Source organism: Corynebacterium sp. NPDC060344, from assembly GCF_042725215.1.
In the GTDB taxonomy this organism is placed as follows: Bacteria; Actinomycetota; Actinomycetes; order Mycobacteriales; family Mycobacteriaceae; genus Corynebacterium.
On the sequence record NZ_JBHXCS010000008.1, the window covers coordinates 1 to 22,870 of the forward strand.

At 69.1% G+C, this 22,870-nt stretch carries 20 protein-coding genes; 7 read left to right on the plus strand and 13 right to left on the minus strand.

Going from position 1 to position 22,870, the window contains the following annotated elements:
• Positions 1-169: 169 nt before the first annotated feature.
• On the minus strand, positions 170-1,372 hold the full coding sequence (locus ACFWGD_RS10000; protein WP_377778534.1) for an MFS transporter: 1,203 nt from the start codon (positions 1,370-1,372) through the stop codon (positions 170-172).
• A 150-nt stretch (positions 1,373-1,522) separates the two neighbouring features.
• Here ACFWGD_RS10000 and ACFWGD_RS10005 point away from each other — a divergent pair, with 150 nt between their 5' ends.
• Positions 1,523-3,025, plus strand: coding sequence for an NYN domain-containing protein (locus ACFWGD_RS10005; RefSeq protein WP_377778535.1), 1,503 nt, complete (start codon positions 1,523-1,525; stop codon positions 3,023-3,025).
• 27 nt (positions 3,026-3,052) lie between these two features.
• Here ACFWGD_RS10005 and ACFWGD_RS10010 read toward each other — a convergent pair whose 3' ends face one another.
• Positions 3,053-3,979 carry a PspA/IM30 family protein gene (locus ACFWGD_RS10010; RefSeq protein ID WP_377778536.1) on the minus strand — a complete coding sequence of 309 codons (927 nt, stop codon included), beginning with the start codon at positions 3,977-3,979 and terminating at the stop codon, positions 3,053-3,055.
• 147 nt (positions 3,980-4,126) lie between these two features.
• Here ACFWGD_RS10010 and ACFWGD_RS10015 point away from each other — a divergent pair, with 147 nt between their 5' ends.
• Positions 4,127-5,227, plus strand: coding sequence for a serine hydrolase (locus ACFWGD_RS10015; protein ID WP_377778537.1), 1,101 nt, complete (start codon positions 4,127-4,129; stop codon positions 5,225-5,227).
• A gap of 10 nt (positions 5,228-5,237) precedes the next feature.
• Here the strand turns inward: ACFWGD_RS10015 and trxA are convergent, their stop codons facing one another.
• The 10 genes from trxA to ACFWGD_RS10065 form a co-directional block, all read right to left on the minus strand.
• Entirely contained in the window at positions 5,238-5,633 is a 396-nt protein-coding gene (gene trxA, locus ACFWGD_RS10020; RefSeq protein ID WP_377778538.1) for a thioredoxin, read from the minus strand.
• Between the two features lie 68 nt (positions 5,634-5,701).
• Positions 5,702-6,541, minus strand: a complete 840-nt coding sequence (locus ACFWGD_RS10025; RefSeq protein ID WP_377778540.1) for a fumarylacetoacetate hydrolase family protein — start codon at positions 6,539-6,541, stop codon at positions 5,702-5,704.
• Positions 6,538-7,740: an acyltransferase family protein gene (locus ACFWGD_RS10030; protein ID WP_377778541.1), complete on the minus strand. Its 1,203-nt coding sequence runs from the start codon at positions 7,738-7,740 to the stop codon at positions 6,538-6,540. Before ACFWGD_RS10030 ends, ACFWGD_RS10025 begins: the two co-directional genes overlap by 4 nt.
• 155 nt (positions 7,741-7,895) lie before the next feature.
• Positions 7,896-9,431, minus strand: coding sequence for a replicative DNA helicase (gene dnaB, locus ACFWGD_RS10035; RefSeq protein WP_377778542.1), 1,536 nt, complete (start codon positions 9,429-9,431; stop codon positions 7,896-7,898).
• A 623-nt stretch (positions 9,432-10,054) separates the two neighbouring features.
• Positions 10,055-10,507 (minus strand): 50S ribosomal protein L9, encoded by a 453-nt coding sequence (gene rplI, locus ACFWGD_RS10040; protein WP_377778543.1) that lies wholly within the window; start codon positions 10,505-10,507, stop codon positions 10,055-10,057.
• Between the two features lie 61 nt (positions 10,508-10,568).
• Entirely contained in the window at positions 10,569-11,168 is a 600-nt protein-coding gene (locus ACFWGD_RS10045; protein ID WP_377778544.1) for a single-stranded DNA-binding protein, read from the minus strand.
• Between the two features lie 98 nt (positions 11,169-11,266).
• A complete protein-coding gene (gene rpsF, locus ACFWGD_RS10050) occupies positions 11,267-11,554 on the minus strand; it encodes a 30S ribosomal protein S6 (RefSeq protein ID WP_377778545.1) in 288 nt (95 codons plus the stop codon).
• A 248-nt stretch (positions 11,555-11,802) separates the two neighbouring features.
• Positions 11,803-11,982, minus strand: a complete 180-nt coding sequence (locus ACFWGD_RS10055) for a hypothetical protein (RefSeq protein WP_377778547.1) — start codon at positions 11,980-11,982, stop codon at positions 11,803-11,805.
• Between the two features lie 178 nt (positions 11,983-12,160).
• Positions 12,161-14,305, minus strand: coding sequence for a transglycosylase domain-containing protein (locus ACFWGD_RS10060; RefSeq protein ID WP_377778663.1), 2,145 nt, complete (start codon positions 14,303-14,305; stop codon positions 12,161-12,163).
• Between the two features lie 359 nt (positions 14,306-14,664).
• On the minus strand, positions 14,665-15,036 hold the full coding sequence (locus tag ACFWGD_RS10065; RefSeq protein WP_377778549.1) for a DUF5318 family protein: 372 nt from the start codon (positions 15,034-15,036) through the stop codon (positions 14,665-14,667).
• 194 nt (positions 15,037-15,230) lie between these two features.
• On the opposite strand from ACFWGD_RS10065, the gene ACFWGD_RS10070 reads away from it, so the two are divergent.
• The 5 genes from ACFWGD_RS10070 (at position 15,231) to ACFWGD_RS10090 (ending at position 19,067) form a co-directional block, all read left to right on the plus strand.
• Positions 15,231-16,313 (plus strand): inositol-3-phosphate synthase, encoded by a 1,083-nt coding sequence (locus ACFWGD_RS10070; protein ID WP_377778551.1) that lies wholly within the window; start codon positions 15,231-15,233, stop codon positions 16,311-16,313.
• 237 nt (positions 16,314-16,550) lie between these two features.
• Complete coding sequence (locus tag ACFWGD_RS10075; protein ID WP_377778552.1) at positions 16,551-17,042, plus strand: MarR family winged helix-turn-helix transcriptional regulator; 492 nt, start codon at positions 16,551-16,553, stop codon at positions 17,040-17,042.
• 92 nt (positions 17,043-17,134) lie between these two features.
• Positions 17,135-18,046 carry a universal stress protein gene (locus tag ACFWGD_RS10080; protein WP_377778554.1) on the plus strand — a complete coding sequence of 304 codons (912 nt, stop codon included), beginning with the start codon at positions 17,135-17,137 and terminating at the stop codon, positions 18,044-18,046.
• A gap of 91 nt (positions 18,047-18,137) precedes the next feature.
• Positions 18,138-18,557 (plus strand): hypothetical protein, encoded by a 420-nt coding sequence (locus tag ACFWGD_RS10085; protein WP_377778556.1) that lies wholly within the window; start codon positions 18,138-18,140, stop codon positions 18,555-18,557.
• Positions 18,558-18,716: 159 nt separating this feature from the next.
• The gene (locus ACFWGD_RS10090) at positions 18,717-19,067 is read left to right on the plus strand and encodes a DUF2200 domain-containing protein (RefSeq protein WP_377778558.1); all 351 of its coding nucleotides are present in this window, start codon (positions 18,717-18,719) and stop codon (positions 19,065-19,067) included.
• A 789-nt stretch (positions 19,068-19,856) separates the two neighbouring features.
• Here the strand turns inward: ACFWGD_RS10090 and leuS are convergent.
• Entirely contained in the window at positions 19,857-22,868 is a 3,012-nt protein-coding gene (gene leuS / locus ACFWGD_RS10095) for a leucine--tRNA ligase (RefSeq protein ID WP_377778560.1), read from the minus strand.
• Positions 22,869-22,870: the final 2 nt, after the last annotated feature.

Sequence of the window (22,870 nt, forward strand, 5' to 3'; positions counted from 1 at the left end):
TTGAGCAGCAAGAGAAGAACTTAGCACATCCGATCTCCACCGCGCAAACGGTGTCGGCCAGATTGTTTGTGGCTCTTCCCCCAGCCAGCTTCCGTGTCGCCTTGCGGCGTCGGCCTCGCTGACTCCCAGAACATTACACACGGGCCGTTCGCGAACGCAAAACGCCACGTCACGCCACGGATTCGGCTTCTCCATCGCGTCGCAAAGCACGCGCGGCACCCACCGCCGAGCCGCCCAGGACCGCCCCGGCGACGACGAAGACCACCGCAGCGCCCGCACCGGCGGCGAGTGCACCCGCCCCAGCGGGCAGCACGACCTGAGCGAGCCGGTTGCCCATCAAGCGCACCGACAGCGCCATCGCCTTGTCGGTGGCGGGCACCAGGGAGGAGACCCAGGTCATGGTCATGGGCATGACGAATCCCCACGCGAAACCGCAGATCCCCGTGGCCACCGCCAGCATCCACGCCTGCCCCAGCCAGGGCGTGACCATCAGGGGAATCGCGCCGGCGGCGATCATGCCCACGAGCACGCGCTCCCTGTTCACCCGCGCCAACGCCCACGGCATCAGCGCGCGCGACACCACCGCCATGCCCGACCGCGCGGCGAGGATCAGCGTCACTTCGCCGACGGACAAGCCCATCTCCTGGCCGAGCACCGGCATGTAGGCGGTCAGCAGGTCGATGGCCACGATCACGGAGATCGACGCCGCCATCGCCGCCGGCATCCCCGGCAACCCCAGCATCGCGGACACCGGAACATGCGCCGGCGCCCCGTCGGCGGGCTGCTCGACGCGGGGGACGAGGCGTCGGAAAGCAGAGGCCACCGGCCACCCGCCCACCAGCGCCACCGCCCCCAAGGCGGTGAGCCACAGCAGCGCCGGGGTCGTGTCCACGCCACCGGCACCCTGCCCACCTGCGGCGATCCACCCGGAAAACGCGATGCCCAGCAGCTGGCCCACCGAAATGCCCAAGGTGAAGTACGCGAACAGCGAGTCGAGCCCGGACGTCGTGCCGCGCAACCGCGACACCATCCCCTGCGCCGCCACCAGCGTGGTCATGTGCGCGAAGCCGAGCGCGACGTACCCGGCCAGCAGCACGCCGAGCCCGCCGGACCAGGCCATCACCGCGGTCGCCGCCACGGTCGCGACCAGCCCGGCGCGCATGACCGCCGGGGCGTGGCCGTCATCGACCAACCGCCCGGCCCGCAGCGCGATCAGCAGCGGAACCAGCGAAAACGCCGCGGTGAACACACCGACGGTCACGGCATCGCCCCCGAAATCGAGCACGCGGTAGCTCAGCAGCACGCGCCCGCCGTTGAACACGGCCTGCCCGACGACGGTCACCGCCACGAGCATCGCGAACCACCGTTTCACCCGGCCCGCCACCTTCCCGCGCTCGAATCGCCCCCCGGCCGTGGTCAACCGTACCCCTCGGGCGTTCCGGCCACGGCCCGGCGAAATTCATGCATCCTGGGACGTGAACGAATCTGACTTTAGTTAGCAATGAACGGATTGAAGGAGCCCATGCTTGAACGCACATTGGTGTACGTCGACACGTCTTATCTGCTCGCGAGCTTTTACAACTCGTGGGAGACCGGCGCCCGCGGGCAATTGGAAATCGATCTCAGAGAGGTGGTCCATGTTCTCGACCGGATGATCACGCAGCAGCTGGGGCAGCCGGTGCAGCGGCAGCTCTGGTACGACGGCATCCCGGAGTCGGGGCCGCACCGTTATCAACGTTCCCTGCGCACCATCGATGGCGTGCAGTTGCGCGCCGGCCAGCTGATCGAGTGGGGCGATCGCCGCACGCAGAAGGCCGTGGATACGCGGCTGGTGGCGGACATGGTGCTGTCGGGCGTGCGCGGGCACGCGTCGGATTTCGTGCTGGTGTCCGGCGACGCCGACATGCTGCCGGGCGTGGCGGAGGCGTCGAATGCCGGCGTTCGCGTGCACTTGTACGGCTTCGGCTGGGATTCGATGTCGTCGGCGCTGCGGCATGCGTGCGATTCCACGACGATCCTCGATCCCCGCGAGGATTTCGCCGAGTCCATGCAGCTCAACGTGCTCGAGGGCCCTTTGCCGCCGATCGTGCGCGACAAGCCCATGGGCGATTGCGAGCCCCCGGAGGAGCAGGGCGCCACGGAGGTCCCGGATACGCGGGTGGCGCCTCCGGGAACGACGCTTGACGACGACCCGTCCACCGCCGACCCGGATTCGCCCACTGAGGGTGATGATGCCGACGCCGCGACGCCCACCGCCCAAGCCGATGCGCCGAAGGTGGCGGAAACCGAGGCGGCCGCGAAGGCCGGCGCACGGGAGATCCCCGCGCAAGCCGAGCATGCGGCGGCGGAGCGGGCCGGGGTGTCGGGCGAGCGCGCCCCGCGTGATCCGGCGCAGGCCATGGCCGCCGTTGCCGCGGCGGCGGCTGCGGCTGCGGCGAAGGCCGGGGACAAGGGTGGAGAGAAGGACGGCGAGAAGGACGGAGCGAAGAGCGGGGAAAAGGACGGGGAGACTGCCGGGCCTGCTCAGCCCGCCCCCGAATCGCCGGCGCCCCACCACTCCGATGGTTCCGGTGACCCCCGCGAATCCCGCGGCGAGGCCTCCGATGAGTCCGCCGAGTCCGCTCCCTCGCCCGCGAAGCCGGGGCCGACCCCCGGACCGGGGCCGCGGCCCAACCCGTCGATGATGGCGCCGCGCCGCAAGCTGCGGTCGCGCTACGTGCCCCTGCCCAACGAGGTCTGGGCGTCGGCAGGCTTCCAGTCGCCGTTCGACGTGGGCCAGCAGTACGCGCTGTGGTGGTACGAGGCCGCGGCGACCGATCGCCAGCGCGACGACGCGCACTTGCTCTCCGGTGGCGGTTTGCCGCCGGAGATCGATCGCCCGCTGCTGCAGTTCGCCTGCGAGACGCTGCACGAATACACGCTGACCGATGGCCAGCGCGTGAATCTTCGCGACGGCTTCCACGCCGGCATCCGCGGCGTGCTGCTCAACCGGCGGAACAACCCCTCCGGAAACGAGAGGGGCTGATCACCGGCGCCGGCGCCCTCGGGGGCCTCAGGCGCGGGGCGTGTCGTTGCCCGCGTCGAGGTCCTCGAGGGTGACGTCGGCGTCGTCGACGTCGGCCGCATCATCGGCGGCCGGCGCATCGGCATAGGACGCATCGGCGTTGGCCGCATCCGCTGAATTCGCGGCGGCTGCATCATCCGCGCCGGACTCGAGCGCGCCGGCCGAGCCCTTGCCCAACTGCTTGTCGCCGGTCTCCGACGCCATCTGGGCGCGGATCTCCGCCAGGCGCGCATCGGCGCGGGCGTCGGCACCCGAGGCCTCGATCTCGGCCATCCGGCCCTCGTGGGAGTTCTGCGCGAGCTCCTGCGCGCCGAGCGCGTTGGCGTAGCGCGACTCGATCTTGTCGCGCACGCCGTCGAGCGTGGGCACGTTCGGGTTGTCGCTCACGCCCTGCATCCCCTCGAGGGTGCGCGACGTGGTCTCCTGCATCTTCGCCTGATCCGCCTGCGACTCCAGCTCGCGGATCTCCGTCTTCAGCTGCTCGTAGCGCACCTGCGACTGCTTGGCCTGCTGCTGCGCTTCCTCGGCGGCGCGCACGGCCTGGCCGTGCATCTCGGAGGTCTGCTCGATCTCCGTCTCCACGCTGACCAGCTGCGACGCGAAGATCTCGGCGCTCTTCTCGAACTCCTGCGCCTTGGCCTCGTCCCCCGCCGCACGGGCGGAGTCGGCCTGCTGCACGGCGGTGCGGGCGTTGCCGGTGAGCTTCTCGCGCTCCTTCTGCAGCCGCGCCAGCGTCATCTCCAGCTGGTTGCGGTTGCCGATCACCGACGCCGCCTGCTGCTGGATCTGCCGGTGCTGCTGGCGCGCGGCCTCGGCGGCCTGGTGGATCTGCACCTTCGGGTCTGCATTGTCCTCGATCTTCTTGTCGAAGGAGGACATCATGTACTTCCAGCCCTTGCTGAACGGGTTTGCCATGGCGCGGGTTCCTTTCGGTGTCGTCGCCCCGGAGTCTACGTAAAACCGTCGTCACCCGGCTGGGCCGGAGCACTTGCCCCGGGGCCCCCGATAAACGGCCCGACCTCGGGGCGAACGCTTTGCGCCCGCGATGTAAAGTCTCGGATCATGTTCAACCCTCGGATCCCGGGCCGGCGCGTCATCGCCGCGTCCGCCTGCGCGGCCCTGTTCGCCGTCGCCGCGCCCGTCGCCGTTCCGACGACGACCCCCTCCCCTTTCGCCGCCCCCAGCGCGCACGCGGCGGAAAAGTCCGAGAAGACTTCCGAGGACGACGCCCCCTCGCGCCCCGCGCCGACCACGGACGTGGGCCGCGAGATCGAGGCCCGCATGGACGAGGCGACGGAGACGATCGCCGACGAGGGCGGCCTGATCGGCATGGCGTTCCTCGACCGCGAGACCGGCGAGCTGATCTGCAACGACCAGTGCCTGGATTCGTTTGCGCTGGCCAGCCTGTCCAAGGTGTTCATCGCCGAGGTCGTCGGCTACACCAATTACGAGAGCCCGGGCCGCCGCGGGAAGATCGAGCGCGGCGAGGGGGACATGCCCGTCGAGGGCAATGCCGACGCGATGCTTCGCGACGACATGGTGCGCTACTCCGACAACGAGGCCACCAATGCTCTGTGGTCCCGCTACGGCGGCACCGCGATCGTGGACAACGTCACCGAGCGCTACGGGCTGTCCGATGCGACCATCCCGAACCCCGACTGGGGTTCGACGAAGTCGTCGGCCGCGGACATGGTGACGTTCTTCGACGGTGTGCTCTCCGGCGAGGGCGACCTGTCGGAGGTGGAGACCCGCTACCTGGTGCAGCTGATGTACTCGCTGCCGCGGTACTCCTACGGCAACGCGGACCAGAACATCGGCCTGCGCGCCGCGCTTCCCGACGAGTTCGTCGGGGTCAAGGGCGGCTGGTACGACCCGAAGATCCGCACGTCGGCCGGCTTCTTCGGCGAGGACGACCGGTACGTGATGGCCGTGCTGTCCCGCGACGTCTCCCCGGAGGAGTTCACCGACGCCATCGCGCACGTGTTCCCCGAGGGCGGCACGGCCGTCGAAGAGCGCGGCGATGAGGCCATCCGCCAGGCGACCGCGGTCAACGTCGCGGCGGCGGCCGACGATGGCTCGTCCGCGCCGTGGATGCTCGCGCTGCTCGCCGCGGCGGCGGCGGGATTCGGCGTCGGCTGGATGATGCGCCGCACCGCCAACTGAGCCTGCGGGTTTACTCCTGCGCCTCGCCGCGGGCGGCCTCGTCGGCGGCCATCTGCTCCTCGATCTGGCGGCGGACGTCGGCCATGTCCAGCTCGCGGGCCTGGGAGAGAAGATCCTCCAGCGCCTGCGGCGGCAGCACGCCGGCCTGCTGGAACAGCAGGATGCCCTCGCGGAAGAGGAACAGCGTCGGAATCGACTGGATGCCCAGCGCCGCGGAGATCTCCTGGTTGGCGTCGGTGTCGAGCTTCGCGAACGCGACGTCTTCGTGCTTCTCCGAGACCTGCTCGAAGATCGGCGCGAACTGGCGGCAGGGGCCGCACCACTCGGCCCAGGCGTCGACGAGGACGATGTCGTTGTCCTGGATGGTCTGGGCGAACGTGTCGTTGGTGACGTCGATGGTCGCCATGAAAGGGGCTCCTCTGCTCATCGGGTGGGCGCGGGGCATTCCCCCGCGTGGTGCCACTCCCCGGAACGCTACCGGATGCGCACGATGTTGCGCTGTTCCCCCAGGCCCTCGATGGCGACGCGGATTTCCTGCCCGTCGCGCAAGTACGTCTTCGGCGACATCCCGTGGCCGACGCCCGCGGGCGTGCCCGTGGAGATGACGTCGCCGGGGTTCAGCTGCACGAACCGCGACACGTAGGACACCAGCGCCGCCGCCGGGAAGACCAGGTCCGCGATGGGTGCGTCCTGGCGCAGCTCGCCGTCGACCCACGTGCGCACGCGCGCGGTGGCGGCGTCGAACTCCTCCGGCGTGGCCAGCCACGGGCCGAACGCCGACGTGCGTTGCAGGGTCTTGCCCTGCAGCCACTGCTGCGTGGCGTACTGGGCGTCGCGCTGCGTGAAGTCGTCGAGGATGGCGTACCCGGCGATGCGGGAGGCGGCCTCCTCCTCGTCGACGCGGTAGGTCGTCTCGCCGATGATCACCGCCAGCTCGCCCTCGTAGTCGAGCGCGCCCGCGGCATCCGCATGGACCATCAGGTCGTCGCGCGGGCCGGCCAGGGCGTCGGCGAACTTCGCGAACAACGTCGGCACATCCGGGCGGTCGTGCCCCATCTCATCGATGTGCGCGGCGTAGTTCAAGCCAACGCAGAAGATCTTGCCCGGCCGCGGGATCAACGGGGCCAGCGCCCACTCCGACTCGGGGACGACGCGCCCGGGGTCCGGATCGGCGATGGCCGCCTCGGCGTGCTCGCGCCACCCGTCCATCGACAGCAGCTCCCCCACGCACCCGGCGTCGAGGATGACGGCGGAGCCGTCGAGCAGCACCGCCGCCCGCATCGCGCCATCGAGGCGCAACGTCGCGAGCTTCATCGGCCCTCACCCCCGGAGGACCGGCGCACGGCGGTCGCGCCGGCATCGCCCGCCGGAGCGGCCTGCCCCGCCGCACCCGACGGGGAGGCGGCTGCGGGGGCGACGGTGGGCGTCGTCAAGCCAACGACCCACTCGGGGCGCTTGAACAGCCACCCGCCGCCCGAGCGCAGGATCAAGCGGTACGCGCCCAGGCACATCGCGGCGGCGGCCACCGCGGCGATGACCGGCTGGAACGGGATGCCCGGATCCTCGGAAAGGAACTGGTCGGCGGTGATCGCCAGGATCGACAGCATGGGAATGTGCATGAGGAAGACCGGCAGCGTCCTCCGCCCGATCTTCTCGAACGGCGCGACCAGCACCGTCCCCTGCAGCATCGCCATGATGTTGACCGCCGCGAAGACGCCCGCCGTCGACAGGAACAACCGCACGACGCCCTGGTTGCCCGCGTTGAAGGACGGGAAATTCACCACGATCCACGTGGCCACCACCGCGTACGCCGACACCGACGCCACCAGGAACCAGATCGGGCGGCGGGCGACCATGCGGAAGATGATCGGCGCACCGTAGATGCCCAGCAGGTAGAACACGTACATCTTGGACACGAAATCCCACGACCAGCTCACCGACGCGAACGGCTCGAACACGTTGACAGCCGCGGCGGCCGCGATCTGCGCGACCGGGGGGACGTGGCGCGTGGCCTTGGACAGGATCGCGAATAGCGCCAGCGCCCACAGGAACCACAGGTACGACGTCGGCTCGACCAGGGCGTGCAGCGAGTTGTACAACAGCGAACCCCAGTTGGCGGAGTCGAGGATGCGCGGCGCGGCCGTGAAACCCGACTCGGTGACGTGCGAGTGCGGCAGCAGCGCCAGAATGACGTCGCGCAGCGGCACCCACAGCACGTACAGCCAGACCATCACCCAAATGCGGCGGTTGGCCAGCCGGTGCCAGGACTCCGACAGCGCCTTGGCGGCGAACAGCCCGGAGAGCAGGAAGAACAGGGGCATGCGGATCGGGCCGAGCATGAAGTTCACGTCTTCCCAGATGCCCGTGGAGTAACCGTGGTTGGCCAACTCGGTGATGGCATGGCCGAGCACCACGAGGAGGATGCAGAGCCCCTTCGCGGAATCGACCCAGTCGACGCGCGGCCGTCCCGCGGCCTTCGCGTCGGTCGTGTTGGCAGCTACGGTTCCCGCCAAGAATCCTCCCGTTCATCCGCTGCCGGGCGCCCCGTACAAGGCAGCCCGAGCGCGCGAATTGTCGTCCCGTTGTCGCGGATAAGGCAGTTTACCCACCCTGACCAGGACAAGGAAGTGAACGTGAGTGGGAACACCCCCTTAGGCGAACCTAAGAATCACTCGTGCGCCATGTTGACGAAGCGCGAGTAGCGCAGCTGGTTGGCCACCGTCACCGTGCCGATGGGGCCGCCTCGGTGCTTGGCCAGGATGATGTCGGACTCGCCGGCGCGCTCGTGGTCGACCTCCTGCGAATCGGGGCGGTAGAGCAGCATGACCATGTCGGCGTCCTGCTCCAGCGAGCCCGATTCGCGCAGGTCGGCGACCTGGGGCTTCTTGTCGGTGCGGGCCTCCGGCCCACGGTTGAGCTGCGAGATGGCGATCAGCGGCACGTCGAGCTCCTTGGCCAGCAGCTTGAGCTGGCGCGAGAACTCCGACACCTCCTGCTGGCGGGACTCGACGCGCTTGCCCGACGACATCAGCTGCAGGTAGTCCAGCACGATCAGCTCGAGGTCGTGCTTCTGCTTGAGCTGGCGCGCCTTCGCGCGGATCTCCATCATGGTCAGGTTCGGCGAGTCGTCGATGAACAGCGGCGCCTCGCGGATCTGCTCGGTGCGCTCGACGAGCTTGTTCCAGTCCCCCGGCTCCATGTTGCCGGAGCGCAGCTTGGACAGGTCGATCTCGGTCTCCGCCGACAGCAGGCGCATCATGATCTCGATCTTCGACATTTCCAGCGAGAAGATGACGCTGGCCTTGCCGTGGGTGATCGACGCCGAGCGCATGAAGTCCAGCGCGATGGTGGACTTGCCCACGCCGGGGCGCGCCGCGATGATGATCATCTGCCCGCCGTGCAGGCCGTTGGTCAGGTCGTCGAGCCGGTGGAAGCCGGTGGGCACGCCCTGCGCCAGGCCGCCCTGCTGGGAGATCAGGTCGATCTCCTCCAGCGCCGGGTCCATCAGCTCCGACATGGACGCGTAGTCCGCCTTCTCGGAGTCCCGGCCGACGCCGAAGACGATCTGCTGCGCCTGGTCGACCAGCACCTCCGGCTCGGAGTCCTCGGCACCCGCGTAGCCCAGCTGCACGATCTGCGTGCCGGCCTCCACCAGGCGGCGGATGGTCGCCTTCTCCGCCACGATCTTGGCGTAGTAGTGCGCGTTGGCCGCGGTGGGCACCATGGCCACGAGCGTGTGCAGGTACGGGGCGCCGCCGATGCGCTCAAGGTCGCCGGTGCGGTCCAGCCGGCCGGCCACGAGGATCGGGTCGACCTCCGATGACTCCCCGTACAGGTGCAGGATTGCCTCGTAGACCGCCTGGTGCGCCGGCCGGTAGAAGTCCTCCGGCTTCAGCAGCTCGTAGACGTCGGCGATGACGGTGGGGCTGAGCAGCATGCCGCCGAGCACGCCCTGCTCCGCCTCGATGTTGTGCGGGGGCTGCCGGCCGAAGTCCACGCCCTGCGTCGCGCGCTCGCCGCGCGATCGGTCGCCGTTGCCGCGGCCCTTGCGGCCGCCGAAACCTCCCTGGCCGCCTCCGCTTTGCGACGGCCCGCCGCCCGCGTATCCGCCGTCGTACCCGTCCGACTCCGGGGGCGGCGGCGGAACGTCGTCGTACGACGCCGAGTACGCCGCATCATCCGTCGATTCCCGTGGCTGGCTCATGTGCGCCGCCTTCCCTTCCAAGTGGTGTCCGAAATGTGCCCCATCCGGGTGTCGCCGACCCCGGTCCAGGTTCCGCCACAGGCTACCCCGTGGTCCGGATCCGACTGCCGTTTCCGGCGTTCGAACGCGGTCGCCGCGGCGTCCGCCAACAGAGTTATCCACAGGCTCTGTGGATAAGCCTGGGGAGCAATTGTGAACGGAACGTGAATCCGCAGGCCGCGATGTGGAGCGTTCGACGGCCGCCGAAACGGGACCAAGCCCATGACCTGCACAAACCGCCATTCCCGCTGGTCACGGGCATTTTCCAACGGGTGACCCAAGTTCGGGGGTAGCCGGGAGGCGGCCCCGATGGCCCCGAATCGCCACCGCGGCTTCATCCGCGGTTCGCATTCGCGCAGGGATGACGGTGGTGTCCTGCGGAAACTCGCCAACAGTTTTTCCACAACCACGCCAACGCCCGGGCGCAACCCTCTACCCCTCTGTTTCCAGCTGCACTGGAGAGTTGCGGAAGAGGCCGAAAAATGGCCCGGACACACCTCCGGCCCCGCCCGAGGAATCGGGAGGGGCCGGGGTGCGCTGTTGTCGATGGGCCGGGGTTGCCGGCCGCCGTCTGGTGCCGCGAATTACGCGGCGACGACCTCCACGGAAACATGCGCGGTGATCTGCGGGTGCAGCGCGATGTCAACGGTGTGCTTGCCGGTGGCCTTGATCTGGCCGGCGGAGAGCTCCACGGAACGCTTGTCGATCGCCTGGCCGGACGCCTTGCGGACGGCGTCCGCAATGTCGGCGGCGGTGACCGAGCCGAAGAGCTTGCCCGACTCGGACGCCTTCACGGCGACGGAGACGTTGTCGAGCGCATCGAGCTTGGCCTTGACCTCGCGAGCGTGGTCGAGGTCCCGGATCTCACGGGCCTCCTGGGCACGGCGAATGCCCTCGATCTGCTTCTCAGCACCACGGGTGGCCACGATGGCCATGCCGCGGGGAAGCAGGTAGTTACGTCCATAGCCGGCCTTGACCTCGACGATGTCCCCGGGGACACCGAGCTTGTCGACGGCGGCGGTGAGGATCAGCTTCATGATCCCTGCCTTTCGCTGGATATTTCTAACGTCGGATTAGGTGTGATCGCGTGGGACCGGCTCAGAACGGCGGCTCGTCGCCGCCACCGAAATCGCCGGACTGGGGAGCGGAGTTCCACGGGTCCTCGGCCGGCTGATTGCCGCCGAAGTTGCCCTGGTTTCCTCCGCGGCCGCCCTGGCCGCCGAAGTTGCCCTGGTTCTGGCCGCCGCCCTGGTTTCCGCCGCCGAAGCCGCGTCCACCCTGGTTGCCGCCGCCGAAGCCCTGGCCGCCACCGCCGCCCTGTCCGCCGGAGCGGGGGTTGCGGGTGACCTGGGCCGAAGCGAACTTGAGGGACGGGCCGACTTCGTCGACCTCGATCTCGTAGACCGTGCGGCGCTCACCCTCGCGGGTGTCGTACGCGCGCTGGCGCAAGCGGCCCTGCACGATGACGCGCATGCCCTTGCTCAGGGTCTCCATCACGTTCTCCGCCGCTTCGCGCCAGATGTTGCAGGTCAGGAAGAGTGCTTCCTGGTCCTCCCACTGGCCCGAGTCGCGGTTGAAGGCGCGCGGCGTGGACGCCACGCGGAAGTTGGCCACGGCCGCACCCGACGGGGTGTAGCGCAGCTCCGGGTCGGCGACGACGTTGCCGACCAGCGTGATGGGGGTCTCTCCCTGTGCCATGGTTCGCTCCTCTTCGGAATTGGGCGATGTTTTCGGTGACGGTTTTTACGCCGCCATCCTACGGTCCCGTGCGGACCCGCAACGGGTCCGCGGGAAAACTAGCGATCGCCCCGCAGCACCTTGGTGCGCAGGATGGAGTCGTTCAGGTTGAGACGACGGTCGAGTTCCAGCACGGCGGCCGGCTCGCACTTGAGGTCGAGGACGACGTAGATGCCCTCGTCCTTCTTCTCGATGGGGTACGCCAGGTGGCGCTTGCCCCAAATGTCCACCTTCTCGACATCGCCCTTCTCCTGGCGGATGACGTCGAGGAACTTCTCCAGGGACGGGCCGACGGTGCGTTCATCCAGCGACGGATCGAGGATGATCATGACTTCGTAGTGACGCACGGACCTCATCACCTCCTATGGTCTAGTTTTTCGTGTTTCGGCCACGGGGAGCGTTCGACGGGGGCGTGGCCGCGGAATCGTCCGCGGCGTCGGCGCCCCGACCTCCACGTGGCAGGAGGGTCGTTGCGTCAGGCAACCTGGCCAGGGTAGCCCATGGCGAAGCCCCGCACATAATCCGATGTGCGGGGCTTGCTTCGTGCCGTCCTGCTTTATCTGTGCCGTCTTGCTTTGCGACGTCCTGCGGGAAGCTATTCGCCCCTCACCGCGTGGGACAGCGCGATGATCACGGGGATCACGGTGGCCAGGAAGAAGGCCGCGAGGACCAGCCCCCAGACGCGGCGCTGCGGCCACTTGTACATGAAGCCGTAGAAGGCCGCGCCGAAGAAGAGGAATCCCACGAAGACGCTCGCCATCGTGAGGATCAGCATGCCGCTCATTTGTCCCACCCGTTTCCGGATCGTCGTGGCCGCGGCACCGTGTTCGTGGTGCCGTGTTCGTCGTGCCGTGGCCGTGGTTGCTTGGCCGAAGCGCCGTGTTCGTGGTGCCGTGTTCGTGATGCAACCCGCGCCGGATCACTCCGGCGCGGGCGTGGTTCGGTACAGCGGGCTAGTTGCCGGGGGCGGGTGCGGGCTGTCCGCCTCCGCCGCCGTTTTGCCCGCCTCCGTCACCAGGGACCGGGAAAGGGAGCAGATCACCGATTCCGCCGCCGCCACCGGGGGCCGGCGGTGCCGGGATCTCGGGCAGCTCCGGCGGCGCCGGCGGCGCCTCCTCGGCCGGAGCCTCCTCCGTGGTGGTCTCCTCCGCCGGGGCCGCGGGGCCGGCCGGGGCCGCAGGGCCGCCGCCCCAGGCCGGGGCGCCGGCGACGCCGTTGATGGCCTCGGGCGCCGTGAAGGTCTCCCAGTCGGAGTTCACCAGGGCGTTGTCCATGGTGTACTTCCACAGGTCCGACGGGGTGTTGGAGCCGTACATCGTGCCGCCGTAGGCGTTGTACAGGGCGGAGCCGTCGACGTTGCCGACCCACACGGCGGTGGACAGCTGCGGCGTCGCGCCGATCATCCAGGCGTCCTTGTTCAGCCCGGTCTCGCCGAGCTGGGTGGTGCCCGTCTTGGCGGCGGACTGGCGGCCGCCGGCCAGCGCGTGGTTGTTGTACGAGGCGATGGGCTTCATCGCGTCGATGACGTTGGTGGCCACGGCCTCGGACACGCGGCGGTCGCCGTCGCCGTTCTCGCGCTCGAAGAGGACCTCGCCGTTGACCGTCTCCACCTTCTCCACGAAGTGGGTCTGCTGGTGGACGCCGTCGTTGGCCAGGGTGGCCAGGCCGACCGCCATGTCCAGCGGGCGGGTCTGGTACTGGCCCAGGGTGATGCCGTCGAGCGCCTCGCCGTTCTCCTCGAGCAGGGTGCGCTCGATGCCCGGGATCGACTCGGCGACGCCGAGGCGGTGCGCCATCTTGGCGGTGTCGGTGGGGCCGTTGTCCAGGTCGCGCTGCAGGCGGATGAACGGGGTGTTCAGCGACTGCTTCAGCGACTCGGAGATCGGGCACACGCCGCAGGAGGCGCCGCCGGCGTTGTACATGGTCACGTTGCCGGACTGCACCGGCGCCGAGGAGTACTGCGCGGACAGCGGGATGTCCTGGTCCAGCGCCGCCGCGAGGGCGAAGATCTTGAACGTCGAACCGGTCTGCAGGCCGGAGTTGGCGTAGTCCCAGCCGTTAGGGTCCTCGCCGCCGTAGTAGGCGCGCACGGCGCCGGTGCCCGGCTCGACCGAGACGATGGCGGCGCGCATGTCGTCGGAGAAGAGGTAGTTGTTCGCCGCATCGAGGGCCGCCTGCTGGGCGGTGGGATCGATGGTCGTGGTCACGCGCAGGCCGAGGGTGTTGACCTCCTGCTCGGTGATGCCCTCGCGGTCGAGCTCGGCCAGCACCTGCGACTTGATCATCGCGGCCGGGCCGGGCTCCGGCGCCTGCTGCGGCACCATGGCGGGGTCGAGGGTCTCCGGGTACGTCTGCGCGTTGCGGTCGGACTGCGTGAGCACGCCCATCTCGACCATGCCGTCGAGCACGTAGTTCCAGCGCTGCTCGGCCTCCGGGCGGTTGGTCCACGGGTCCAGCGCAGAGGGGCGCTGGATGGACGCGGCGAGCACCGCGGCGTCGGCGGCGGTGAGCTCGCCGACCGGCTTGCCGAAGTACGCCTCCGCGGCCGCGGCGATGCCGTAGCCGTTGCGGCCGAAGTAGATGGTGTTCAGGTACGCCTCGAGGATCTCGTCCTTCGACCACTCGCGCGCCATCTTCGCCGACATGACCAATTCCTTGGCCTTTCGGGTGACGGTGCGCTCGTCGCCGACGACGGCGTTCTTCACGTACTGCTGGGTGATCGTCGAACCGCCGCCCGCGGACGGGTTGCCGGTGACGACGCCCCACGCCGCGCGGGCGTAGCCGCTGAGCGAGAAGCCCGGGTTGGTGTAGAACTCGCGGTCCTCGGCCGCCAGCACCGCGTTGCGGACCACCGACGGGACCTCGGACAGCTCGACCGCCCGCCGGTTGCCGGCCTCCGGGACGATGCGGGCGATCTCGTTGTCGCCGCTGCTGTCGTAGATCACCGCGATCTGGTCGTTGGCCAGCTCTTCGGGCTCCGGCACGTCGGTCGCCACGTAGGCGATGCCGAAGATGGCGATCGGGAACAGGATGATGAGCGCGGCGGCCACGGCCAGCCACGCCCAGATTCCGCGGCGTCCGCCGCGTCCTTCGTCCACTTCTTCCTCCGCGTCGTCGTCGGGGTCCCCGGCATAGTCGGCGTCGCCATACTCGGCGTCGTACTCGGCGTCGTACTCGGCGTCGTACTCGGCGGCGTCATATTCCGCGTCGCCGTAATCCGCGTCGTGGCCGTCGGCATCGGCACCATGGCGACCGGCGTCGGCGCCATGCCGGCCGGCACCGGGGGCGGCACCGGCGGCAGCACCGGCGCCGTCATCGGCGCCCTGGTCCGCCCGGCCGGCGCCGGCGGTGGAATCGACGTCCCACCACTCGCCGCCGGCGGATCCGGGGTCGCCGGGTCCGCTCGCGTTGTCTCGGGGATCCTTGCTCACGGGCTCTCTCCAAATCGGTTATTGCTTCAGTCTGCGCCGGACGTCTCCGCCGTCGCGGTGCGCACCCGGAAGTTCCACCGGCAATCGGGGCAAACCTCGACCGTCTGCACGGTGCACGGGCCACGCTCGGCGACCAAATGGGCCAGTTCGGCTGCACCGCACGCGGTGCCGGAACGATGCCCCAGGTTCTCTCCGAAAACCCAGGATACGAGTCGGAGGTCCCCATTGCGACAAAGCGGGCACGCCGCGTCGGCCGGAATGCCGTGGAATCGCGCGGACGCGACGAGCCTGGGGTCGGCGTCGCGCAGCGCCGACGCGGCCACCTTTCCACTCCGCCAGCGCGCCAGCTCCGCGTTGCGGGCCAGCGTGTGGTCGACTTCATCGCGCCACCTGATCACGCGGTCAGGGTAGCAGGCACCCCCACGCCGCCACCCCCGCTTTATCGGTTCACCTCCGCCCCCACCGGCTGCGGAATGCGGCTGGGCAGTCGACTGGGTATAGCGTCAGCAACTTGGGGCGCGGACCGGAACCTGGTGCCGGGCCCGCACCGGAAGTCGAAACACCGGAAGTCGAATCAAGGAGACCGCATTTCATGAGTTCCGTTCGCGTTGCAATCGTCGGCGTCGGCAACTGCGCCTCGTCGCTCGTCCAGGGCGTGGAGTTCTACCGTGACGCGAAGGCGGGCGACGACGTCCCCGGCCTCATGCACGTCCAGTTCGGCGACTACCACGTCTCGGACGTCGAGTTCGTCGCCGCGTTCGACGTGGACGACAAGAAGGTGGGCAAGGACCTGTCCGAGGCCATCGGTGCCTCGGAGAACTGCACCATCAAGATCGCGGACGTCCCGACCCTCGGCGTGGAGGTCCAGCGCGGCCCGACGCTCGACGGCATCGGCAAGTACTACGCGGAGACCATCGACGAGTCCGCCAAGGAGCCCGTCGACGTCGTGCAGGCGCTCAAGGACGCCGAGGTCGACGTCATGGTGTCCTACCTCCCCGTCGGTTCGGAGCAGGCCGACAAGTTCTACGCCCAGTGCGCGATCGACGCCGGCGTGGCCTTCGTCAACGCCCTGCCCGTCTTCATCGCCTCCGACCCGGAGTGGGCCAAGAAGTTCGAGGACGCCGGCGTCCCGATCGTCGGCGACGACATCAAGTCCCAGGTCGGCGCGACCATCACCCACCGCGTGATGGCGAAGCTGTTCGAGGACCGCGGCGTCCGCCTGGAGCGCACGCTGCAGCTCAACGTCGGCGGCAACATGGACTTCAAGAACATGCTCGAGCGCGAGCGCCTGGAGTCCAAGAAGATCTCCAAGACCCAGGCCGTCACCTCGAACCTGACGGGCCCGCTGGCCGGCAAGATCGACGACCGCAACGTGCACATCGGCCCGTCGGACTGGATCGACTGGCTCGACGACCGCAAGTGGGCGTACGTCCGCCTCGAGGGCAAGGCCTTCGGCGAGGTCCCGCTGAACCTGGAGTACAAGCTCGAGGTCTGGGACTCCCCGAACTCCGCGGGCATCATCATCGACGCCCTGCGCGCGGCGAAGATCGCCAAGGACCGCGGCATCGGCGGCCCGATCTTCCCGGCGGCGGCCTACCTGATGAAGTCCCCGCCGAAGCAGATGGGCGACGACGCCGCCCGCGCGGAGCTGGAGAAGTTCATCGCCGGCGAGTAGCCCCGCGGCACCGACCCGATCGCACTAGCCGTTACGCCCGTTACAGGGGTGTAACGGCTAGAGGCGATTTCACCCCCGTTCGCGGCTGAGAATCTTGGCCGACCACGACGTCGTAAAGCCCCGACCAGCAACGATGCACCGACCCGGGCCGAAAAGTCTGTGTTTTTCATAATAACTAGCAGATCATGACTATTTTGCACTGGGAATGACGGCCGCCCTTTGGCTACGATTGCGCCCATGAGCGAAACCAATGAGACCGCCGCCAACGCGGCCGGAGCGATGACCCCCCTTGACCTTGCCAAGGAAATTCGCCCCCTGCTGACCCGGGCCGAGCTGCTCTACAGTCGCCGATCCGAAGAGTCGCAGCTCAGCCGTGCGCAGCTGTCCATCATGATGACGCTCGACGCCCTCGGCCCGTGCCGCATCAACCAGCTCGCGCAGGCGGAGGCGATCCGCATGCCCACCGCCTCCAACGCCGTCCACCACCTCGAGGACGCCGGCATGGTCGAGCGCGTCCGCGACACCAAGGACCGCCGCGGCGTCCGCGTCGAACTGACCGAGAAGGGCGTCTCCGAGCTGCACCGCGTCTCCAACGAGCGCAACGAGCAGATGGCCGCCATGTTCGCCGCCCTGTCCCCCGACGAGCTGCAGATCGGCGCGAGCCTCGTGCCCATCCTCAAGCGCATCCTGGAAACCTACGGCGAGGACCGCGCCCCGGCCGCCGAATAGGCGCCCGCTAGGCTTGACGGTGCACCACGAAAGTGGGCGCCCGAACGCCACTGCCCCGAGCCGCGAACCGGCTCCGCCCCCAGGAGGTTCGCATGCCGCATAGCCCGCTCCGCATCTTGGTCGCCTGGCGCCCCGGCCGCAACGGCGCGGAGGCGATGAACTGCGCCGCGTGGCTGGCGCGCACGTGCGAGGTCCGGATCCGCGTGGCCACCGTCCTGTCGCGCGGCTGGCCGCTGACGTCGCTGGCGCGGCTGTCCGACCACGATTCGTGGGTCGAGCGCGAGGGCCGCAATTCCGAGCGGGCCGCGCGGGCGGCGCTGAAGGCCGCCGGGATCCGCAAGGGCATGCTTGACGACGACGCGTTCGTCAGCATCGAATCCTCCTCCGAGGCCACGGCGCTGACGCGAATGGCCGATGACTTCGGCGCGGACGTGATCCTGCTGGGCAGCCAGGCCCATTCCCCCGCCGGCCGGTTCCGCGCGGGGTCGACGGCGGACGCCCTGCTGCACTATTCGCCCATCGGGCTGGGACTGTCGCCGCGGGGGCGGAGGCTGTCCAAGAACGGCGTGACCAGGATCAACGTGTCCTACATCGACACCCCGCAGTCGCACACCGCACTCAAGCGCGCCGCCGACCTGGCCATGAAATGGGACGTGCCCCTGCGCCTGCTGGCCTTCACCCCGCGCGGCGCGACCATGTACCCCACCGAGGACGGGTTCGGGTCGTCCGCGGACCTGATGATCGAATGGCGCGAACAGGCGCTCGCCCTCATCGACCGCGGCATCGACCGCGCCCACACCCGCTACCCCGACCTCCACGTCGAAGCCGACGTCGGCAGCGGCCACGGCTGGGAAGAGGCGCTCAGCGCCCTGAAGTGGAAGAAGGGCGACCTGCTCATCGTCGGCTCCTCGACGCTCGGCCCGTTCGGTCGGGTGTTCATAGGCTCGTCGACCAATCAGATCGTGCGGCACTGCCCCGTGCCCACGCTGATCACGCCGTCGTAAAGCTCGTCGCAAAGCAGCCCGCAAAGCGCCCCGCAAAGTGCCCCGCAAAGTGCCCCGCAAAGTGCCCCGCGCAGCCACGTAAGGTGGGGGCATGCGCGACGACCATGCCCCCGAACACCCCGACGACGACCCGCTGAAGCACCTCGAGCGCAAGGAATACTCCTGGCGGCCGGCGCTGAAGTACGCGGGCGCCGTCGTCGGCGCGACGTTCCTGACGGCGATCGTCATCGGCGTGATCAGCGCAATCCAGGGCGGCCCCAACTGCGACGATGGATCGCACGTGTTCATCTGCTCGCGATGGGCGGAGCTCGCGTTGCCGCTGGTCCCCGGCGCGGTGAGCCTGATCGGCGCGCTCGGCTGCTTCTGGATGACCTACCGCCGCTGGAAGGCGTTCGGCAACTGGCGGCCGTGGCTGGCGATGTGCTGGGTGCTCATGCCGTGGACCCTGGCGTGGATGACGTCGACGTTCTCCATCGCCATGTTCGGCGTCGAGGGCGGGATCCCATCATGACCGGGCACCGTGTTTTCGGTACCCCGTTCGGTGACCAAGGAGGACTCTCATGACCGGTCACCGCATTTTCGGAGTTCCGTTCGGCGACATTTACCCGCTGTACGTGGCCAAGGTCGAGCGCAGTGGCGGCAACCCATCTGGAGTGCAAGGAGAACTGTTATGACCGGTCACCGCATTTTCGGCACCCCGTTCGGTGACATTTACCCGCTGTACGTGGCCAAGGTCGAACGCAAGGGCCGCACCGTCGATGAGCTCGATCAGGTCCTGACCTGGCTCACGGGTTATGACATTCCCGGTCTCCGCGCCGCGGCCGACTCCGTCGCGACCCTCGAGGCCTTCTTCGACGATGCGCCGGCGCTGAACCCGAACGTGGATCTGATCACGGGCGTGGTCTGCGGCGTTCGCGTCGAGGAGGTCGAGGATCCGCTGATGCAGAAGATCCGCTGGATGGACAAGCTCGTCGACGAGTTGGCGAAGGGCAAGAAGATGGAGAAGATCCTCCGCGGCTGACCCCGCCCTCCCCGCCCGCGCGGTCATCTCCCCTCGCCCGCGGCCCGCTCCACGCTCTCCACCGCTTTCGCGACCCAGAGATCCCCTGTTCGCAGCCCGAGATTGTCCGTTCGGGAGGTCCTTCTCCTCGCCCAATCGACCTGAGAAATTCTTACACAACTTTCGTGACTCCAAACGGCCGATATTGGCCGATTTCGGCGACTCGGAGTCACGCAGGTTGTGTAAGAATTTCTTATGTGGCTCGGCGGTCTGGAAACCGCGCCGGAGTGCGGCCGGCCGTGAGAATACGACCGCAGGTACGTGGGAATGGACCGGGCTAGCGTGACCTCACCAACGGGCATGTGGGAACGGGCCTGGCCTACGAGATCGCCATGATGGATGCAGGCAATGATTGGCGCAGGCCTACCATCGGTGACGATCAATTACCCTCTGAGACTCTGGCCCGGGGAAACGCCACCTGCCGAGCAGTGGTTTCTCTGGCCCGCGCGGGTCAACAGGGGAGGGGCGGTAGTGGTCGGCGCCGGGGTGGTGGCCGGCGGTTAACCCGGGCCGGCGACGATGAGAATGCGGCCAGGGTCTACGGCGGCTTCCCGGGTCGGCCGTTATCCCTGGCCGGTGGGAATGCGGCCAGGGGGCGACGGGGGAGCTGCGACCAGGGTCGACGGGGGAGCGGCGGTGGCCGGTGGGAATGCGGCCAGGGTCGGCGGACATCCCTGGCCGGTGGGAATGTGGCCAGGGGTCGCCGACCGGGGAGCTGCGGCGGTGGTGTCCGCCGCTTGGTTCCCGCCGCTACTTCTTCACCACCACGTTGACCATCTTGCCCGGCACGACGATGACCTTCGCCACCGTGCCCTCGGCGGTGTACGCCGAGACCTTCTCATCGGCCAGCGCCACCGCCTCGATGTCCTCGCGCGACGCATCCGCGGCCACCGACACGCGCGAACGCACCTTGCCGTTGACCTGCACGGGCAGCTCGACGGTGTCGTCGACCAGCCACTTCTCCTCGGCCACCGGCCACGGGCCGTGCGCCAGGGAATCATCGTTGCCCAGCCGCGACCACAGCTCCTCGGCGATGTGCGGGGCCACGGGGCCGAGCATCAGCACCAGCGGCTCGACCGCCGCACGCGGGGCGCCCGTCGTGCCGTACGCCTTGGTCAGGTAATTGACGTACTCGATCAGCTTCGCCACGGCGGTGTTGTCGCGCAGGCCGGCATAATCCCCGGTCACTCCGTCGATGGTGCGGTGGAGGGCCTTGAGGTCGTCGTCGTCAAGCGGGGCGTCGGTGACCGACAGCCCACCCGTCGCCTCATCGACCACCAGGCGCCACGCGCGCTGCAGGAACCGCTGCGCGCCGACGAGGTCCTTCGTCGCCCACGGGCGGGAGGTGTCCAGCGGGCCCATCGCCATCTCGTAGACGCGCAGGGTGTCGGCGCCGTAGTTGTCGCAGATATCGTCGGGAGAGACGGCGTTCTTCAGCGACTTGCCCATCTTGCCGTACTCCTGGAAAACCTCCAGGTCGGCGCCGCCCTCGCCGGCGCCCGGGATGAAGAACGCGCCATCGCGCTCGACGACGTCCTCCGCCGGCTGGTACACGCCGCGCGCGTCGGTGTACGCGTAGGCCTGGATGTAGCCCTGGTTGAACAGGCGGCGGTACGGCTCCTTCGACGTCACGTGCCCGAGGTCGAACAGCACCTTGTGCCAGAAGCGCGAGTACAGCAGGTGCAGCACCGCGTGCTCGACGCCGCCGACGTACAGGTCGACGCCGCCGGGGTCGCCCTCGCCGTGGACGTCGGGGCGGGGGCCGGTCCAGTAGCGCTCGTTGTCGACGTCGCACAGCGCGGTGTCGTTGTTCGGGTCGATGTAGCGCAGCTGGTACCAGGACGAGCCGGCCCAGTTGGGCATGACGTTGGTGTCGCGGCGGTACTGCTTCGGGCCGTCGCCGAGGTCGAGTTCGACGTTGACCCAGTCGGTGGCCTTGGCCAGGGGGGCTTGGGGTTCGGTGTCGGCGTCGTCGGGGTCGAAGGTGACGGGCTTGTAGTCCTCGACCTCGGGCAGCTCGACGGGCAGCATCGATTCGGGCAGCGGGTGCGCGACGCCGTCTTCGTCGTAGACGACGGGGAACGGCTCGCCCCAGTAGCGCTGGCGGGCGAAGAGCCAGTCGCGCAGCTTGTACTGGGTGGTGCCGCGGCCGGCGCCGTTGGCCTCGAGCCAGTCGATGGTGGCGGCCTTGGCGTCGGCCAGGCCCAGGCCGTTGATGTCCAGGCCGGCGTCGTTGGCGGAGTTCACGGCCTTGCCTTCGCCGGTAAATGCCTGCTTTGCGACGCCCCCGTTCTCACCCTCCGCCGCATTCGCGGGAGCGGCGGCAGCGCCGGCAGCGGGGGCGACGACCTCGCGGATGGGCAGGCCGAAGGCGGTGGCGAACTCGTGGTCGCGGTCGTCGTGGCCGGGGACGGCCATGATCGCGCCGGTGCCGTAGCCGGCCAGCACGTAGTCGGCGATGAAGACGGGGACCTGCTCGCCGGAGACCGGGTTGGTGGCGTAGGCGCCGGTGAAGACGCCGGTCTTCTCCTTGCTCTCCTGGCGCTCCAGGTCGGACTTGGCGGCGATGGAGCGTCGGTATGCGGCGACGGCGGCGGCGGGGGAGTCCTCCCCGAGGGTCCAGCGCGGGTCAACGTCGGCGGGGTAGGACTCGGCGACGAGCTCGTCGACCAGGTCGAGCTCCGGGGCCAGCACCATGTAGGACGCGCCGAACAGGGTGTCGGGGCGGGTGGTGAACACCTCGATCGGGCGCGCCGACCCGTCCGCCGCCGTCGCCTCGAAGACGACCTCGGCGCCGCGGGAGCGTCCGATCCAGTTGCGCTGCATGGACTTGACCTTCTCCGGCCAATCCAGCAGCTCCAGGTCATCGACCAGGCGATCCGAGTACGCGGTGATGCGCATCATCCACTGGCCCAGGCGCTTGCGGAACACCGGGAAGTTGCCGCGCTCCGAGCGGCCCTCGGCCGTGACCTCCTCGTTCGACAGCACCGTGCCCAGGCCGGGGCACCAGTTGACCATCGAGTTCGAGCGGTACACCAGGCGGCGGGCCTCCAGGGCGCGCTCGCGCTCCACGCGGTCGAGGTCGGCCCAGGTGCGGCCGGCGAACTCCGCGGGCAAGGCCACCTGGCCGGAGGCGTAGGCGTCGACAAGCTCTTCGATGGGATGCGCCCTGCCATCGCGCTCATCGAACCAGGAGTTGTAGATGCGCAGGAAGATCCACTGCGTCCACCGGTAGTAATCGGTGTCCGTGGTGGCGAAGGCGCGGCGCTTGTCGTGGCCCAGGCCCAGGCGGCCGAGCTGGCGCTCCATGTTGGCGATGTTCGCCTCCGTGGTCACGCGCGGGTGCGTCCCGGTCTGGACGGCGAACTGCTCGGCGGGGAGGCCGAAGGCGTCATAACCCAGCGTGTGCAGCACGTTCGCGCCGCGCATGCGGTGGAAGCGCGCGAAGACGTCCGTGGCGATGTAGCCCAGCGGGTGGCCGACGTGCAGGCCGACGCCCGACGGGTACGGGAACATGTCCTGCACGAACAGCTTGTCCGACGGCAGCTCCGCGCCATCCGCCGGCGCGAGGTCGCCGACCGGGTTGGGGGCGTGGAAGGTGCCCTGGTCCGCCCAGCGCCGCTGCCAATCCTCCTCGACCCGGGCCGCGACGGCCGGGGTGTAGCGGTGGCCGGTGCCCTCGGCGTCGGTGGAGGCCGCCGCGGCGGGCGCCGCAGACGAGGCGGACGTGGTGCTGTTCTCGGGGTTCCCGCTGTTGGTCATGG